The following is a 16,092-nucleotide window of genomic DNA, read 5'->3' as shown; positions in this document are numbered from 1 at the left end:
AAATACCTATCCGTGGGTGATGGGCTTGTCGGTAAACAGAAAATCCTTCAGCTCATGGTCAAAGGCAGGATCACGGCGTCGAATCCACTCCAGCACCATGGCCGCGTGTTCCTTTTCCTCGTCGCGGTTGTGCGCCAGGATGGCCTTCAGCTCAGGGTCCTTGCAAGCGTCAACCCGCTGGTTGTACCAGTCCACCGCCTCCAGCTCTTCCATCAGCGAGGTAATGGCCCGGTGCATATCCCGGGTTTCATTACTCAATTCATCAATGGGCTCATGGTAACCTTCGTTGGCCATACTCGAACTCCTTTATCTAATATTTGATACTGATAACGTTCTTCAAAAGTAGCCATCGGCGACGCATATTGCAATAAGGTGGCCTATTGATTCTGGCTATGGCCCTGATCAGAACTCCGATGAAAGCCCGCCACCTCTGACAATCTCACACCACAAAAAAAGCCCGACGGTTTCCCGCCGGGCTGTTTTGAATGCCTGTGCAACCGAGCTTAGCTCAGCCGTTGTTTGAAATCTTCATAGCCGAACTGCTTTACCACACGCAATTCATCAGTTTCGGAATTCCAGATGGCGATGGCGGGCAGATTAATGCCGTTGAAGGTACTGGTTTTCACCATGGTGTAGTGGCTCATGTCGTCAAACACTAACCGCTGGCCCACCTGTAAGGGCTGGTCAAAGCTGTAATCGTCAATGACATCCCCCGCCAGGCAAGTCATGCCACCGAGACGGTAAGTATGGGCCTTTTCTTCGGGCTGACCCGCCCCCAGCACGTGGGGTCGATAGGGCATTTCCAGGGTGTCCGGCATATGACAGGTGGCAGAGGTATCGAGAATCGCCAGATCCATATCGTTCCAGGTCAGGTCGAGCACCTCGGTGACCAGCACGCCAGTATGAATAGCAATCGCCTCGCCGGGCTCCAGGAATACCTGCACGTTGTATTTGGCACTAAAGGTTTTCACCAGCTCGATTAACTCATCCACCTGGTAATCTGGTCGGGTAATGTGGTGGCCGCCGCCGAAATTGACCCATTCCATGGTATGCAGCACGTCGCCGAATTGCGCCTCAACAGCTGCCAGCGTGCGCTTCAACGGCTCCACATCCTGTTCGCAGAGGGTATGGAAATGCAGGCCGCTGATGCCCTCAAGTGACTCACCCTCGAATTGCGACAGAGGGATACCCAGCCGCGAACAGGGCGCACAGGGGTCGTAAATGGCGACCTCGCCCTCGGAGTGGCGGGGGTTAATCCGCAGACCATACTTTAAATGCGGTCTTTCCTGTTTCGCCTGCTGCAACAGCGGCTGAAAGCGCTGCCACTGACCAAAGGAGTTGAACACCACGTGGTCAGCGATCTTGAGGATTTCTGCCAGGTCGTGTTCAGTGTAGGCCGCGGAGAACACATGTACTTCACCGCCATACTCCTCATACCCCAGACGCGCCTCATGCAGACCACTGGCACAGGTGCCAGACAGGTATTTCGACACCAACGGTGCCAGGCTCCACATGGAAAATGCCTTTAGCGCCGCCAGCACTTTGGCGCCGCTCTCCTCCTGCACGCGGTGAAGAATCTGCAGGTTGCGTTCCACCGCGGCCTCGTCCACCACAAAACAGGGCGAAGGCACGCGGCGGGCATCAAAGCCGTCAAAGGGATTGTTAGCCAATGGGTTCTTTCCGAATCAGACCAGGTCGAAACCGGGTTCTTCGATTACTGCCCAGGGCAGACCGTATTTGTTCATGTCTTCCATGAACGGATCGGGGTCCATCTGCTCCATGTTCCAGACACCAGCCTGTTGCCACTTGCCTTCCAGCATCATCTTGGCGCCGATCATGGCCGGCACGCCGGTGGTGTAGGAAATCGCCTGGGACTGAACCTCGGCATAACATGCCTGGTGATCGCAGATGTTGTACAGGTAAACAGTTTTCGGTTTGCCGTCTTTCACGCCTGTTACCACGCAACCGATACAGGTTTTGCCCTTGGTGCGCGGACCGAGGCTGGCCGGGTCAGGCAGCAGGCGCTTCAGGAACTGAATCGGCACAATCTGCTGGCCATTGAATTCCACCGGTTCGATGCCGGTCATGCCCACATTGCCCAGCACTTCCAGGTGCTTCAGGTAGCTTTCGCCGAAGCTCATCCAAAACTGGGCGCGTTTCAGGCTGGGGAAATTTTTCACCAGCGACTCCAGCTCTTCGTGGTACATGCGGTAGATGTTGTAAGTACCCACTCCGTCCGGGCAGGTGAAGGACTGCTTGGTGGACATCGCCGGGGTGGTAACAAACTCACCGTTTTCCCAGTGACGGCACTCGGCGGTCACTTCGCGGATATTGATTTCCGGGTTGAAGTTGGTGGCAAACGGGTAACCGTGGTCGCCGCCATTAACGTCAATAATGTCCAGCGTATGGATTTCATCGAAGTAGTGCTTGGCGATGTACGCAGTGAACACGTTGGTGGCGCCGGGATCAAAGCCGGAACCCAGCAGCGCCATCAGCCCTGCTTCCTTGAACTTGTCCTGGTAGGCCCACTGCCAGCTGTACTCGAACTTGGCGGTATCCAGCGGCTCGTAGTTGGCGGTATCCAGGTAGTTGACGCCCGCTTCCAGGCAAGCGTCCATAATGGTCAGATCCTGGTAGGGCAGCGCCACGTTGATCACCAGGTCCGGCTTGACGCGATTAATCAGCGCCACCAGCTCCGGCACGTTATCGGCATCCACCTGGGCAGTCTCAATGGGACGATCCAGTTGAGCGGCGATGTGTCGGCACTTTTCCTCGGTGCGACTGGCCAGCACGATCTCCTCAAACACCTCGGTAAGTTGTGCACACTTGTGGGTTACCACGCCACCGACACCGCCGGCACCAATAATCAGTACTTTTGCCATAACTGATTCCTTCAATAACTAAGGATTAATTTAAAAATGATGAATTTTTTGTGAGTGCACGGAAGCCATCACGAAAAAACACCCTTTTAATCTCGCTCGAAATAAGTGTAACCGTTCAGACTATTACTGAATGTCTGCAACATCTTACGACGTTCTGTGACACTGATATTACCGGACTTGACCGCCGCCTCGGCGCCCACCCGGAACTGCTCGTACAGCTCCTTGGGGTTGTACTCTACGTAGCTGAGTACGTCACCGATAGTGTCGCCCTGGATTTCTTCCACAAATTCAAAGTCGCCATCACCATCAATGCGCACACTGACCACGTGAGTATCGCCAAACAGGTTGTGCAAATCACCCAACGTTTCCTGGTAAGCACCCACCAGGAAAACCCCCAGGTAATATTCCTCACCCTCTTTCAGATCGTGCAGGGGCAGCGTGCGGGTTTCCCCGTCGGCATTGGCAAACAGGTCCAGCTTGCCGTCGGAATCACAGGTCAGGTCGGCGATCACCGCCTTGTTTTTGGGCTCTTCATCCAGTCGGTGAATGGGCATGATCGGAAAAATCTGGTCAATGGCCCAGGAATCCGGCAGCGACTGGAACAAACTGAAATTACCGTAGTAAATATCGGCTAGTGCCTCGTCGAGGTTTTGTAGTTCCGGAGGAATACGCCGTAACTTCGGCAACAGCTGACGGGTCCGTTGCAGAATTTCCAGGTAGAGATTTTCCGCCAGTGCCAGCTCACGCAAGGTTGCCTGCCCCTGACGGAACATACGGCGCATTTCCTCACGATAGTGGGCCGCGTCGTTGCAGCACTCCTGAACATTGTCTTCACCCAGCAGGTCGAGTGTCGCCCACAGGTTGGTCAGGGACTCCGCACAATCTTCGGGCAGAGCCTCAGGCAGACCGTTGGATTTGAAATAGCTGACATCGAGAATATTGAACAGCAGCAAGGACGAATAGGCGACCGTAGCCCTGCCCGACTCGGTAATGATGGTCGGGTGAGGCACATCGTAACTGTCCAGCGCCTCGCTGATGGTCTCGACGATGTCCACACAGTACTCTTCCAGAGAGTAGTTCTTGCTGTGGGTTTCGTTGGTGTTGGCGCCGGTGTAATCCACCGCCAGGCCGCCGCCGAGGTCGAGGTAACCGAGGGGCGCACCCTCCTTCACCAGGTCCACAAAATAGCGGCAGGCTTCCTGTACCCCGTCGCGAATATTGCGGATATTGGGGATCTGTGAACCGATGTGATAGTGCATCAATTGCAGGCAATGCAGCATGTCCGCTTCGCGCAGCTGGTCCACCACCTCAATCAGCTGGGTAATAGTCAGGCCAAACAGCGAGCGTTCACCGCTGTCTTCAAACCAGTGGCCTTCCACCTTGGCAGCCAGTTTCACGCGCACACCGATCAGCGGCTCAATGCCGAGTCGCTTGCTCTGTTCCAGAATGATGGCGAGTTCCGAGGGTGTCTCGATCACGAAAAAGCATTTCAGGCCGAGTTTGCGCGCGTGCAAACCCAGCTCGATAAATTCCGCATCCTTGTAGCCATTACAGACAATACAGGCTTCGCGGTCCCGCAAGTGGGACATGGCGATAATCAGCTCCGCCTTGCTGCCCGCCTCCAGGCCGTGGTGATACTGACCACCGTATTTGGCAATTTCCTCCACCACGTGACACTGCTGGTTCACCTTGATGGGGAACACGCCGCGGTACTCGCCTCGATAGCCCTGCTGTTTGATGGCCGCGGCAAAGCTCTCGTTGAGGCAGGCGATGCGATCGTCCAGCAGGTTTTCAATGCGCAGCAGCACGGGCATGGCATGGCCGCGATCTTCCAGACCGGCGACGATATCCATCAGGGATATGCTCAGGGGGCGCTTTTTGCGGGGAATCAGCACCGACATTTCGCCCCTGTCATTCAGGTCGAAATAACCGGCACCCCAATCGTTGACGCCGTAGAGAATGGCTGAATCAGCTGTACTCCACCCTTTTTGCTCGGGGGCATTCAATGCTGTATCCCCGGGTTGTCCACGCCGGCAGGCGGCAGTGGCAGAAAAAACGTCATCATCCTGTTCATGATAAGTACCCCCAGAAAAACAGATAGAAGAGTAGTACCACCATCCGGAGAAACCAGTCTCCGAACCCGAGCCACAACGGCAAAATTGTTACCCGCTGCAGTCTGAGACAAATCGCAGGGGGGCGCCACTTTCACAAAAAAATATGAACGTGAAAAGACAATTCTAGAACAGGAAAAAATAAATTCCGACCCGCCAGTCTCTCGGGGTCACATTGAATTGCCCGCTGAGCCCGGCCGCTGATGCCAGCGGCCAGCAAACAAGCCGATTTTGAATGACGGCGTTACGCCATATCCGGCCAGGGATTGGCCTGATCGAACACCACATCAAGCTCATAACCCGGCACAGACATGCCCTGACGGGTAATTTTGATGCCATTTTCCTCAATCACTGGCTCGCCAAAGCGGTAGATGACATCCAACTGACCGCGATCCGCCCTGGCGGCATAGTCAGCTGCGGCCTCACGGGTTTTTTCGCGCTGTTTCTGGTATTGCGCCATGGCATCGCCATAACGGCGGGCCAGCATGACCTCAACTTTCTGGGGTGCTACCACTACCGCGGTGGCATTGTTGCCGCCGAAACCCTTGGAGTTGATAAAGGCCAGCTCCATGCCGCGCTCGCTGGTATCCAGATCCTGCAGCGGATAGCTAAGATGTTTCTGGTGCACATCCTCGGCGACGGCATCAATGGTTTTGATACCGGGTATCAGCTGGTATTTAAAGGTGCCCAACGCCGCCATCATCTGATCGCCGCTGGCGGAAGAAATGGTGTGGCCCACATAGGACTTCACCGCGGCCACCGGCCAATCGGATACGCCAAACGCCCCTGCCACCGCATCAAATATTTCCGACTCGGTAACCCGGTTGGCTGGCGTGCTGGAACCGTGGGCATGGATAAAACTGTGCTCTCGAACCACCTCTTCACCGAAGGCCGCCACGGCGGAAGCCACCGCCTTGGCAAATGACACGTAGTTACCGGCACCGGGGGCGGAAATAGATTTTTTCAGGCCATCTGCGTTAATAAACACATCGGACACGGCACCGTGAATATCGGCACCCAGCTCCATCGCCAGGGCATCGTCCATCAGCACCACAAACTGGGTGCCCTCCGCCAGGGTAAAGCCGCAGTTGTCACCAAAGGGGCGACTGGCACGTCGCCAGTTGGGGATACTGGAGCCGTCGAGCTTACAGAGCCCCTCATCGGTACCCAGAGCACCCATATTGGTGAAGCCTTCGAAAATTTCCGGTGTCAGGCTGGCCTCGGCATTGCCAACGATGGCCACCCGGCGGCGACCACTGCGAATATCCTTGACCGCTGCCTGCAACACGTACAGAAACGACGCACAGGCACCGGTGATGGCCTCGGTGTGGCCAACACTGCCCAGCACATAGGCATTCACAAAATCTGCTGGCATGGTATTCAGACCCAGCGCCAGCTGCTTGGAGGTAGTGCGCTCACCCTTGAGACGGTTTTGCAGCAGGCCACCAAAACCCTCGGGGCCACACTGACCGAACACGCTGGAACCGTAAACACCAATTTCATCCGGGTGCACCGAAGCGGCAATGGTTTCCCAGGGCACGCCTACGGAATGCAGCGCATCGCTGGCACCGAGCAGGGCCATTTGCAGACCACGGGGATGAAAACGGGAATTGTATTGTTCGGCAGGATCAAAACCGGAAGGCAGTTGACCGGCGGCCTGAGCAGCCTGGCTATCGTATACAGGAACCAGGAATTCACCGTTATCCTTGCTGCGCACCTCGAAGCTGCCGTTTTCGGGTTCTACCTGCCAGTGGCCAGGGACTTTTCCCGGCATATCGCGGCGACCCAGCTTGAAACTGACCTGGCCATCGTCACCCGGCTGCACCTTCACACGTTTGTGAGCCAGCACCTGGTCGGGATCATAGAGAGAAGTTTCAAGACGGCGGATCAGGGTTCCGTCGAGCACCTGTCCGGCATATTTGGCCGCTACAGCAGCAAGGTCGAGGCTATTGCCATCGCCATCCCGGTAGCATTCACCGTCCCAGCTCACTAGCGACATCAGGCAGGCCAGCGCGGCAATGGTTTCTTCACGCTCTTGTGCCGGAAGGGAATCCAGCACCATGCGGCGAAACGCCTGGTGGGAAGAGCTGCGACCGGCGGCATTGTAGCCACCAAAACCGACAATAACGGGTAAAGCTTGCATAGGAAACGGGGTCCTGTAGAACTGCATGAATCAATTGATTGACGCAGTCTATCAATCATCCGTCATTGATTTTTGTTCATTATGGCCATATATTTTCCCATTATGGCCAAAAAACCCATTAATCCACCAAAACCTCTACAGGTTTGCACTCTGCTGTACCACAACCTGCTCGGCACCAGCGCTACACTTCCCGTAGAAATGCTGCGTACCGCAGAGGCTGCCGAGCGCGCCATTAACCCCGAGGCAAAAACCATAGCCGCCTGCACCCTGTCCATCGACCGGGAACCGGTGGACTCCCCCTCCGGTTTTGCCATTCAGCCCTTTGCTACCGTGGACGAAATTGAACACTGCGATATCGTCTGTCTGCCCGCCCTGTGGCGCAACCCGCGACCAGCCCTGAAAAAATACCGCGCCTACGTACCCTGGCTGCAACGGCAGGCAAAACAGGGCGCAGTGATGATCGCCGTTGGTACCGGGGTCTGTTTTCTAGCGGAGGCGGGATTGCTGGACAACCAGCCCGCCACCACCCACTGGCATTACTTCGACCAGTTCCAGAAGGACTACCCGGCGGTGGACCTGAAGCGCCAGTACTTCATCACCCAGGCAGGCAACCTGTATTGCGCCGCCAGCGTGAACGCCATGGCAGAACTGATGGTGCACCTTGTGGCTCGGCTTTACGGTCGCCACGCTGCCACCCAGGTGGAGCGCAACTTCTTTCACGAAATCCGCAGCTCCTTTGAACCCACCAGCTATTTTTCGGACAACGTGGAATATCACCCGGACGAACAGGTGGTGCAGGCGCAAATCTGGTTCGAAGACAACTTCAGCAAGCCCATCAAAATCAGCGACGTGGCCAAACAGTTCGGCTTCAGCATGCGCACCTTCGACCGGCGCTTTAAAAACGCCCTTGGCAAAACCCCGCTGCAATATTTACAGCGCACCCGCCTTAACAACGCCCGGGAGCTTTTACAGAAATCGAATTTATCGATCTCGGAAATTGCTGTTCACTGCGGCTACCAGGATGCGGCGGCGTTCAGCAAAATCTTCCATCGCCAATTTGGCACCTCGCCCATGAAATACCGGGAGACAGTGAGGGCAAAGTTGTTTAGTGCGCATTGAGCCTATTCTGGGTCTGTTGTGAGATTGCCTCTCAACACCTGCAATGGAATACTGTGCAGACGCCAAACAAGGACGCATTGAACGCAAAGGAAGCGCTATCGTGGGCTATTCAACCTCCCCCAACACAGTTTTCACCCCATCCCAGTCTTTTTTTAATATCAGGCAGAAAAATGCCCTGATAATCCTGATCCCAAACGAGGGGAAACATAATTATTCTTTTAATATCATTGCGATAGAGAAACCCGGCATTGCCCCGATAACTTATTATAAGGGCCCCCCGATAATAATGATTATGAGGCCGAAGGCCTCATTAACAGACTGTTAGGGGTCAATTAGGGTTCTAGGCAATGAAAGGAAACGGGATGGACGATTTTGAAAAGCTCCTGAAACAATGGAAGCAAATATCTAATCGATTACATGGCCAGTTAGGGCCAGTTATGGAAGCGCAGAAGGCGATAGAAAAAGCCTTGCGCCCAACTCTTGAACTGCAAAAAGCTCTCAAATCACCAATAGACCCCTTCCTAGAGGAGCAAAGAAAACTTCAAAAAGCCTTCGAAAGTATAAAGTTACCCAACTATCAGTTGCCAGACTTAAACCCTTTTACAAAACAAATTGAACAATACCAAAAATCTCTCAGTGGCATTATTAGTCCAGCCTTTGAGGAATTGCAGCGCTCTTTTAGAGAGTTGCCTCCAAAAATTCAAGAAGCTCTACTTTTACTTGCTCAGCACGGTTGGTATTTAGATTTTAATATGCCACTACCAAGTCTTTGGGAAATTAAGAAGGCAATATCCAGCGGTGAAATTGAGGAGGTTGAGGAGGCTCTAGTAGAGTATTTTGAAAGTCAACTGGATGAAATTGAAAAAACAATTACTGCTCAGTTTCCCCATAGGTCGCATATCATCAGCTCCGCTATCAAAGCACATCGTAACGGCGAATATTACTTGTCAATCCCTGTGTTGCTAGCGCAAACAGACGGGGTTTGTAAAGAAGTGGTAGATCAATACTTATTCATAAAAAAACATAAAAAGCCTCGAACTGCGATTTATGTTGAACAAGTAGCGGCAGACACATACAAGGCAGCATTATTAAGCCCGCTGGCTGCCAGCACACCAATAAGTGCTTCTGAGCATGAACGAGAAGAGGGTTTCAATCTACTCAATAGGCATATGGTTTTGCATGGAGAGTCATTAGATTACGGAAGCAACATCAACAGTTTGAAAGCTATTTCGCTAATTAATTATGTGTCACAGGCGTTGAAGCCCGATGCAGATTACCCCTAACAATGCCGTAAACTCGGACGCATTTTTCGTTCGCTGCGCTCACTGCAAATGCGCCGGTTACGGCTGGCGTTAGAGCCTCAGCCACAGAAGAATGGTGACAGGCTCCAGTGGGCCGACGTGTAACACCAGAAGGGAGACATCAAATGTCATTACAGGAATTCAAGGTCGGGTTAGTGGAGCTGTACCAAGGTGAGGTGATCGGCGAGGTATTGTTTTCTCGAATGCTCGAGCACTACGGTAGTGCAGACCAACTGTACAAGCTTGGAACGTTGCTTCAACTCGAGACCGAAGCCAAGGCTCGCCTCCGGCCGGCTCTTATGCAGCTCGGTCTCGACCTCATTGAGCTTGATGAGTCGCGTAATCAGGGAAATGATTTCTATCAAACTTTTGAAGGCATGGATTGGGAGGCTGCAATGGGGCATCTGGCAACAGTCGTCAAACCATTTGTGCAACGCTACCGTCAGATCGCCGAGTTGGCGCCTCCAGAATACCAGCAACTGGCAAACTCAATGGTCGTACATGAACAGTCGATTCTAGACGCCGCCGAACTCGAGGCAGCGGGCAATGGCGATCGTTCTATGGACGATGTTGTCAAACAGTTGGTCTTCCCATTGCCGAAGCAAGTCTGAGAGCTTTAGCTATCAATATTCATATGAACGATCGCTGGATCGCAACGACCACTGGCTTTGAGTGGAAAGCTTCAGGCTGAAGTTCACACTTGGCGTATTCAGGGTATCAACGCTGCCTTGTTATTTTTTTCTGCCATGGATAATCTGGTGAGCAAAGGTCAGTGGTGATGTCAGGATCAGTTTGTTTCTCGTTTTGATAGTGCTAACTTGTTAGCGTTGTCTAATCTGTTAAATATACAGATCTAAAGCTGAAAAGCCTGTCAGCCGTGGGATTTGGCCATGGAAAGCGCAACTTAACTAACTATAAAAAAGGACAGGTGTTGCATGCCTAACCCTAACAACACAACTTTTATGCCGCACTGGGCCAGTATCCTCGGGGTAGTGGCCATTATGCTCGGAGTATTCCTGACCGCCGTGCATGGCAACGAGGTGATGAAACAGGTGGTGATCACCAACAACATGCCTGCAGATGGCGTGATGCCAGAGCCCGATTGCCCGGAAGAAGAGTTGGAAGAGGAAGGCATCAGCGTGGCGGAGTGTGAGTACCTGATTCAACATGTGAGGGGCATTGCACTGTCGGCACCGGACTGGTTCCCCAGTGCACAGATCACCCTGTCGGCCATTGGCACAGTGCTGGCGTTTGGCTCCATTATCATTGGCGGTGCTTTAGTGAATTACACCCCCTGGGCGTCGAAGGCAGCATTGGTGGTATTCGGCGGCCTGGCAGCCATCGACCTGTTGCAGTTTGCTGTTGTGGTGAATACCGGTCCCACCCTGCGCGATGTTTACCTGGGTGGAATTCTGCTGTGGTTTATTCTGCATCTTATGCTGGTGGCCGGGGCGTTGGCTGGCCGACACACCGAAGCCGAAGCGCAATAAACAACCCACTGCCACAACGATAATAAACGGACTCTGCTATGCAAAGACAAGGCTTTAATAGAACGGCGGTCACCCTGCACTGGTTGCTGGCTGTTTCGATTTTCTTCTTATTTATTTCAAGCTGGTGGATGATGGGGCTGCCGCTGCCCTCGCGGGAATTACAGTTCCGCGCGTTCCCTTTCCAGCTGCATAAGAATATCGGCATCACATTGGTGATTGTTGTTTTTATGCTGCTGTATGTGCGCCTGCGACACCGGCCAGCACCCCCTGACTCAACGGATATGACGCCGTGGATGAACGTAACGGCCATCGCCGCCCACGTGGCCGTTTATGTGCTGATACTGGCGGTGTGCGTGACCGGTTACCTGTCATCGGCACACACCCGCTGGGATACGGTTTACTGGTGGACCATTGAATTCCCGCGCATTGCGGCCCCCAGCGAGGAACTGAACGAGTTCTGGGGCGAAATTCATATCTGGGTGGCCTGGGCATTGCTGGGCATTATTGCTGTGCACGTGAGCGGCGCGATTTACCACGCCTTCCGCAATGACGGCATTGTGCGGCGGATGATGCGTTGGTAACTGCCATTCTGGCAGCCATAAAAAAGGGTCCATATGGACCCTTTTTTGTGCGGTTTACCTCTAGGCCGGATTCAGCCAAAGCCCTTCATGCTCTTATCTTTACCGGCGATAGTATTGTGGTTATGCAAGCGAGGTAAATTCATGCAGAATTTGTACTGATCGTTTCAAAACGCCTTATATCACTCACGCGATGAGTAACGGAATTGATGACAACTGACAAGGACTGCACATGACCAAGCACGCTGACTTCTCCCTCTCTACCCTTCTAAAGGACACCTGGTATTTTTTCACCACCCATTTTATTGGCCTTTGTGCGGTGTTGTTGCCACTGTTGATACCCCTGAACCTAATCAGTATGGCGGCTGGATTTTATTCCAATGACGAAGCACAGATCCTATGGCCCGCCCTGTTACTGGAACTCTTTGCCTTCCCGCTTTACCAGGGCGCATTGATTTTCTTTCTCGCCGCAGTGATCAAAGACGAACACCAGAACGTAGGCCAATACTACAAACAATCGATGAAATTCTGGCTCCCACTCCTGGTGCTCTACCTGCTGATGGGTCTCGCCATAATGGGCGGATGCATGCTGTTGATTTTGCCGGGGCTTATCGTCGCTGCCCGCGTGGCTTTTGCAGAGTTTTACTGTCTACTGCATGAAGAAGCTCCGCTGGATGCCTTCAAGTCCAGCTGGGAGCAAAGCCGCGAATACCAGTGGAAAATTCTCGGCGGTCTGCTGGTGATTGCGCTGGCCATCATTATTCCTTTCGCTGTTCTGGAAAGGTTAGTGGCAGCAGTCGGCCTGAACGGCACTGTTTATACCTTTATCTCAAACCTGTTGGCCTCAATTATTTCTGCCTGCACCACCATTTTTTGCTTCAGGGTATTTACCCTTCACCTGGACGCCCAATCCTCATCAGGTGGAGAAGAGGTGCCAGCTCAAGGTGACGCACTGAACGAATAACTCTTCAGTGGCAGCGCGGAAGGCTGTTCAGGGAAATGAAAACTTGGCACCTTCCCGCACGCTGCTGGAAGGCCAGCGCTGGGTGATGGTTTTGCGGCGGGTGTAAAAACGCACAGCATCGGGGCCATAAGCGTAAAGGTCGCCGAACAGGGAGCGTTTCCAGCCGCCAAAACTGTGGCTGGCCACCGGTACCGGTAGCGGAACATTGACCCCTACCATCCCCACCTGAATACGGTCGGTGAAATAGCGTGCGGCTTCGCCGTCGCGGGTGAAAATACAGGTGCCGTTACCGTATTCGTGGCGATCAATCAGTTCCATCGCCTCTTCCTGACTGGTCACTCGCACCACGCACAGTACCGGGCCAAAGATTTCCTCACGGTAAATGCGCATCTCTGGCGTCACTCTGTCGAACAGGCAACCACCCAGGAAAAATCCGTTTTCACTACCAGGGACAGTCAGGCCGCGACCATCCACTACCAGTTCGGCACCCTCTTGCAGACCAAGGTCAACGTAACTACGAACCCGGGCCAGGTGTTCGGCGGTGATCAGTGGTCCCATGTCGTTGCTGTTATCGCTGCCCGGCCCCACTTTGAGTACGCCCAGCTGTTTTTGCAGTTTGGCGACTAACTGATCTGCCACGTCATCGCCAACCGCCACCGCTACGGAGATAGCCATGCAGCGCTCTCCACAGGAACCGTAGGCGGCACCCATCAGGGCGCTGACAGCGTTGTCGAGGTCAGCATCCGGCATGACGACGGCATGGTTTTTTGCACCACCCAGGGCCTGCACACGTTTGCCATTGGCGGTAGCCGTTCGGTAAATGCTTTCTGCCACCGGGGTGGAGCCGACAAAGCTGATGGCCTGAACACGGGCATCATGTAACAGGGTATCCACCGCCTCGCGGTCACCATTCACCACGTTAAAAACACCATCCGGAAGGCCCGCTTCCTTGAGTAGTTCTGCCAGTATCAGCGCCGGGGCGGGGTCGCGCTCGGAGGGTTTCAGCACGAAGCAGTTGCCACAAACGATAGCCATGGGAAACATCCACATGGGCACCATGGCGGGGAAGTTGAACGGGGTGATGCCCGCCACCACCCCCAGCGGTTGCTGCTCATTCCAGCTGTCGATACCAGCACCGACATTCTTGCTGTGTTCCCCTTTCAGCAACTGCGGTGCACCGCAGGCGTAGTCCACCACTTCAATACCGCGCCCGAGTTCTCCCGCGGCATCATGCAACACCTTACCGTGCTGCTGGGTAATGGCGGCGACGATGCGTTCGCTGTGCTGCTCAAGTAACGTCTTGAAACGGAACATCACCTGGGCGCGCTTCACCGGCGGAGTATCGCGCCAGGCGGGAAAGGCTGCTTCGGCAGCGGCAATGGCCTGTTCGACCACGGCCCTGTCTGCCAGGGAAACATGGGAGATGACGTCTCCGGTGGCCGGGTTGTAAACCGGTTGACTGCGACCGCCGCCCTTCACCACTGAGCCATTTATCCAGTGGGCAATTTCCTCGATGTTTAACTGCTGTTTAGCTGTCATGTTCCTGTTTACTCGGTTTCATTAATAGCTTCACCCAGTGCATTAACCAGTGAATCCAGCTCTGCTTCGGTAGCCATAAATTGTGGCCCCAGCTGCACGGTGTCACCGCCAAAGCGAACGTAAAATCCCTTCTCCCAGCATTTCATACCAATCTGCCAGGGGCGCTTCAGGGGTTCGCCCGGTACCGCTGCAATGGTGATACCCGCCGCCAGGCCGAAGTTGCGAATATCCACGACATGTTTCGTGCCTTTCAGGCTATGAATTTTCGATTCCAGCACCGGCGCCAGGGTTTTAACCCGCTCAAACAAGTTTTCCCGCTCAAGAATATCCAGGGCAGCCAGCCCCGCAGCACAGGCCACCGGGTGACCGGAATAGGTGTAACCGTGGGGGAATTCCACCATGTAATCGGGGCCCCCCTGCTCCATAAAGGTGTCATAGATTTCCTGTTTCACTACCACAGCGCCCATGGGTATTGCGCCATTGGTAAGCTGCTTGGCCAGGTTGAGGATATCCGGCACCACGCCAAACAACTCTGCCGCTGTGGGCGCTCCGAGGCGACCGAGGCCGGTGATCACTTCATCGAAAATTAACAGGATATCGTGCTGATCGCAGATCTCGCGAATACGTTCCAAATAGCCCACCGGCGGTGGCAACACCCCCGCCGAGCCCGCCATGGGCTCGATAATCACGGCAGCGATGGTGGAGGCATCGTGCAGGGCAATCAGGTTTAAAAGTTCATCGGCAAGGTATGCGCCGTTCTCCGGCATGCCGCGACTGAACGCATTTTCTGGCAACAAGGTGTGGGGCAGATGATCGGCCTCCACTCCCTGACCATAAAGCATGCGGTTGCCAACAATGCCGCCAACGCTGATGCCACCAAAATTCACGCCGTGATAGGCCTTGGCGCGGCCGATCAGCCGGGTTTTTGTTCCCTGCCCTTTCTTGCGCCAGTAGGCGCGAGCCATCTTCAGGGCAGTATCCGCACTCTCTGATCCGGAGTCCGTGAAGAACACGCGATTCAAGCCCTCGGGCATAAACCCGGTAATGCGTTCGGCAAGCTGGAAAGACAGCGGCTGGCCAAACTGGAAGCCGGGCGAATAATCCAGCGAAGAGAGCTGGCGACTGACAGCCTCGGCAATTTCTGTACGACAGTGGCCCGCCCCGCAGGTCCATAACCCGGACAAGCCATCGTAGATTTGACGGCCATCGGCACTGGTGTACCAGGTACCTTCCGCCGACACGATCATGCGCGGGTTCTGTTTGAATTCTCTGTTACCGGTGAACGGCATCCAGTGGGCGTTGAACTGGTCGTCGGTTACCCCGGCACGGTACTTTAGCGGGTCCATGACGTGTGTTCCTGAATGAAAGGGAAAAGGAAAGCCATAACCTTAGTCTAGCTGGCGGCTTTCCATGCGGAAACCACTATCTGTGCTGACAGCGATGTTCGTCAAGGGGATTTTTTCAGGGTGGAACCGTGACCACTTAGAGTATGTACAGCAACCATTCAGCAGCCATGGCCGGCTTGTCACTGCCCTCGATTTCCATCAGCAGATCCACCGTATACCGGGTTCCCTCTCCCTGGGTTTCCGTTGAGGTCACCTGCCAATGGAGGCGGATTCGACTATCCACTGTCACCGGCGACACGAAACGCAGGCGGTTGACGCCGTAATTCAGTACGGTGCCCTCGCCAATGATCGCCAACAAATCATCCAGCATCATGTGGGAAACCATGGACAGGTACAGGAAGCCGTGGGCAATGGTTTTGCCAAAGGGGCCTGCTGCGGCTTTTTCCCTATCCACATGCAGGTACTGATGGTCGTAGGTGGCATCGGCAAACTGGTCAATCTGCTGCTGAGTAATGGTGTACCAATTGGAAAGACCACGGGGCAATTCATTCATGGGGGAATCCTTGTTCAATCAACAACAGCAGAAAATACGAGGAATTATTGCCTGCACAGGGAGAAA

14 protein-coding genes are annotated in these 16,092 nt (G+C 54.2%); 6 read left to right on the top strand and 8 right to left on the bottom strand.

From position 1 onward, the window contains the following. Positions 1 to 6: 6 nt before the first annotated feature. The 5 genes from Q8A57_RS07870 to Q8A57_RS07850 form a co-directional block, all read right to left on the bottom strand. Positions 7 to 294, bottom strand: coding sequence for a ferritin-like domain-containing protein (locus Q8A57_RS07870; RefSeq protein WP_305170466.1), 288 nt, complete (start codon positions 292 to 294; stop codon positions 7 to 9). Positions 295 to 503: 209 nt separating this feature from the next. Beyond that, positions 504 to 1,670 carry a carboxynorspermidine decarboxylase gene (gene nspC, locus Q8A57_RS07865; protein ID WP_305170465.1) on the bottom strand — a complete coding sequence of 389 codons (1,167 nt, stop codon included), beginning with the start codon at positions 1,668 to 1,670 and terminating at the stop codon, positions 504 to 506. Between the two features lie 15 nt (positions 1,671 to 1,685). Continuing rightward, positions 1,686 to 2,882, bottom strand: coding sequence for a saccharopine dehydrogenase family protein (locus Q8A57_RS07860; protein ID WP_305170464.1), 1,197 nt, complete (start codon positions 2,880 to 2,882; stop codon positions 1,686 to 1,688). An 86-nt stretch (positions 2,883 to 2,968) separates the two neighbouring features. Then, positions 2,969 to 4,888, bottom strand: a complete 1,920-nt coding sequence (gene speA, locus Q8A57_RS07855; RefSeq protein WP_305170463.1) for a biosynthetic arginine decarboxylase — start codon at positions 4,886 to 4,888, stop codon at positions 2,969 to 2,971. Between the two features lie 349 nt (positions 4,889 to 5,237). Beyond that, positions 5,238 to 7,136, bottom strand: coding sequence for a beta-ketoacyl synthase N-terminal-like domain-containing protein (locus Q8A57_RS07850; protein ID WP_305170461.1), 1,899 nt, complete (start codon positions 7,134 to 7,136; stop codon positions 5,238 to 5,240). A gap of 81 nt (positions 7,137 to 7,217) precedes the next feature. On the opposite strand from Q8A57_RS07850, the gene Q8A57_RS07845 reads away from it, so the two are divergent. The 6 genes from Q8A57_RS07845 to Q8A57_RS07820 all read left to right on the top strand — a co-directional run bounded on the left by Q8A57_RS07845 (position 7,218) and on the right by Q8A57_RS07820 (position 12,588). After that, positions 7,218 to 8,255 (top strand): GlxA family transcriptional regulator, encoded by a 1,038-nt coding sequence (locus Q8A57_RS07845; protein WP_305170459.1) that lies wholly within the window; start codon positions 7,218 to 7,220, stop codon positions 8,253 to 8,255. Positions 8,256 to 8,617: 362 nt separating this feature from the next. Continuing rightward, the gene (locus tag Q8A57_RS07840; RefSeq protein WP_305170458.1) at positions 8,618 to 9,538 is read left to right on the top strand and encodes a hypothetical protein; all 921 of its coding nucleotides are present in this window, start codon (positions 8,618 to 8,620) and stop codon (positions 9,536 to 9,538) included. Positions 9,539 to 9,681: 143 nt separating this feature from the next. Further along, entirely contained in the window at positions 9,682 to 10,167 is a 486-nt protein-coding gene (locus tag Q8A57_RS07835) for a hypothetical protein (protein WP_305170456.1), read from the top strand. Positions 10,168 to 10,491: 324 nt separating this feature from the next. After that, on the top strand, positions 10,492 to 11,046 hold the full coding sequence (locus tag Q8A57_RS07830; protein WP_305170455.1) for a hypothetical protein: 555 nt from the start codon (positions 10,492 to 10,494) through the stop codon (positions 11,044 to 11,046). A gap of 38 nt (positions 11,047 to 11,084) precedes the next feature. Further along, positions 11,085 to 11,627 (top strand): cytochrome b, encoded by a 543-nt coding sequence (locus Q8A57_RS07825; protein ID WP_305170453.1) that lies wholly within the window; start codon positions 11,085 to 11,087, stop codon positions 11,625 to 11,627. Positions 11,628 to 11,856: 229 nt separating this feature from the next. Continuing rightward, positions 11,857 to 12,588: a YciC family protein gene (locus Q8A57_RS07820; RefSeq protein WP_305170452.1), complete on the top strand. Its 732-nt coding sequence runs from the start codon at positions 11,857 to 11,859 to the stop codon at positions 12,586 to 12,588. A 27-nt stretch (positions 12,589 to 12,615) separates the two neighbouring features. Here the strand turns inward: Q8A57_RS07820 and Q8A57_RS07815 are convergent, their stop codons facing one another. The 3 genes from Q8A57_RS07815 to Q8A57_RS07805 form a co-directional block, all read right to left on the bottom strand. After that, positions 12,616 to 14,127, bottom strand: coding sequence for a CoA-acylating methylmalonate-semialdehyde dehydrogenase (locus Q8A57_RS07815; RefSeq protein ID WP_305170451.1), 1,512 nt, complete (start codon positions 14,125 to 14,127; stop codon positions 12,616 to 12,618). An 8-nt stretch (positions 14,128 to 14,135) separates the two neighbouring features. Continuing rightward, positions 14,136 to 15,473, bottom strand: coding sequence for an omega-aminotransferase AptA (aptA, locus tag Q8A57_RS07810; protein WP_305170450.1), 1,338 nt, complete (start codon positions 15,471 to 15,473; stop codon positions 14,136 to 14,138). Positions 15,474 to 15,609: 136 nt separating this feature from the next. Beyond that, positions 15,610 to 16,026: a MaoC family dehydratase gene (locus Q8A57_RS07805; RefSeq protein WP_305170448.1), complete on the bottom strand. Its 417-nt coding sequence runs from the start codon at positions 16,024 to 16,026 to the stop codon at positions 15,610 to 15,612. Positions 16,027 to 16,092: the final 66 nt, after the last annotated feature.

Origin of the sequence: Porticoccus litoralis, assembly GCF_030676955.1 — a bacterium.
GTDB lineage: Bacteria > Pseudomonadota > Gammaproteobacteria > Pseudomonadales > Porticoccaceae > Porticoccus > Porticoccus litoralis.
Note: the sequence above shows the minus strand (reverse complement) of the source record. Positions and strands in the feature narration are given on the sequence as shown.

What these genes read in the sequence shown, in the direction of transcription:
- Q8A57_RS07870 (WP_305170466.1), bottom strand. Translation starts at nt 294, where the DNA reads ATGGCCAACGAAGGTTACCATGAGCCCATTGATGAATTGAGTAATGAA.
- Q8A57_RS07860 (WP_305170464.1), bottom strand. Translation starts at nt 2,882, where the DNA reads ATGGCAAAAGTACTGATTATTGGTGCCGGCGGTGTCGGTGGCGTGGTA.
- Q8A57_RS07850 (WP_305170461.1), bottom strand. Translation starts at nt 7,136, where the DNA reads ATGCAAGCTTTACCCGTTATTGTCGGTTTTGGTGGCTACAATGCCGCC.
- Q8A57_RS07845 (WP_305170459.1), top strand. Translation starts at nt 7,218, where the DNA reads ATGGCCATATATTTTCCCATTATGGCCAAAAAACCCATTAATCCACCA.
- Q8A57_RS07840 (WP_305170458.1), top strand. Translation starts at nt 8,618, where the DNA reads ATGGACGATTTTGAAAAGCTCCTGAAACAATGGAAGCAAATATCTAAT.
- Q8A57_RS07835 (WP_305170456.1), top strand. Translation starts at nt 9,682, where the DNA reads ATGTCATTACAGGAATTCAAGGTCGGGTTAGTGGAGCTGTACCAAGGT.
- Q8A57_RS07830 (WP_305170455.1), top strand. Translation starts at nt 10,492, where the DNA reads ATGCCTAACCCTAACAACACAACTTTTATGCCGCACTGGGCCAGTATC.
- Q8A57_RS07825 (WP_305170453.1), top strand. Translation starts at nt 11,085, where the DNA reads ATGCAAAGACAAGGCTTTAATAGAACGGCGGTCACCCTGCACTGGTTG.
- Q8A57_RS07820 (WP_305170452.1), top strand. Translation starts at nt 11,857, where the DNA reads ATGACCAAGCACGCTGACTTCTCCCTCTCTACCCTTCTAAAGGACACC.
- Q8A57_RS07815 (WP_305170451.1), bottom strand. Translation starts at nt 14,127, where the DNA reads ATGACAGCTAAACAGCAGTTAAACATCGAGGAAATTGCCCACTGGATA.
- aptA (WP_305170450.1), bottom strand. Translation starts at nt 15,473, where the DNA reads ATGGACCCGCTAAAGTACCGTGCCGGGGTAACCGACGACCAGTTCAAC.
- Q8A57_RS07805 (WP_305170448.1), bottom strand. Translation starts at nt 16,026, where the DNA reads ATGAATGAATTGCCCCGTGGTCTTTCCAATTGGTACACCATTACTCAG.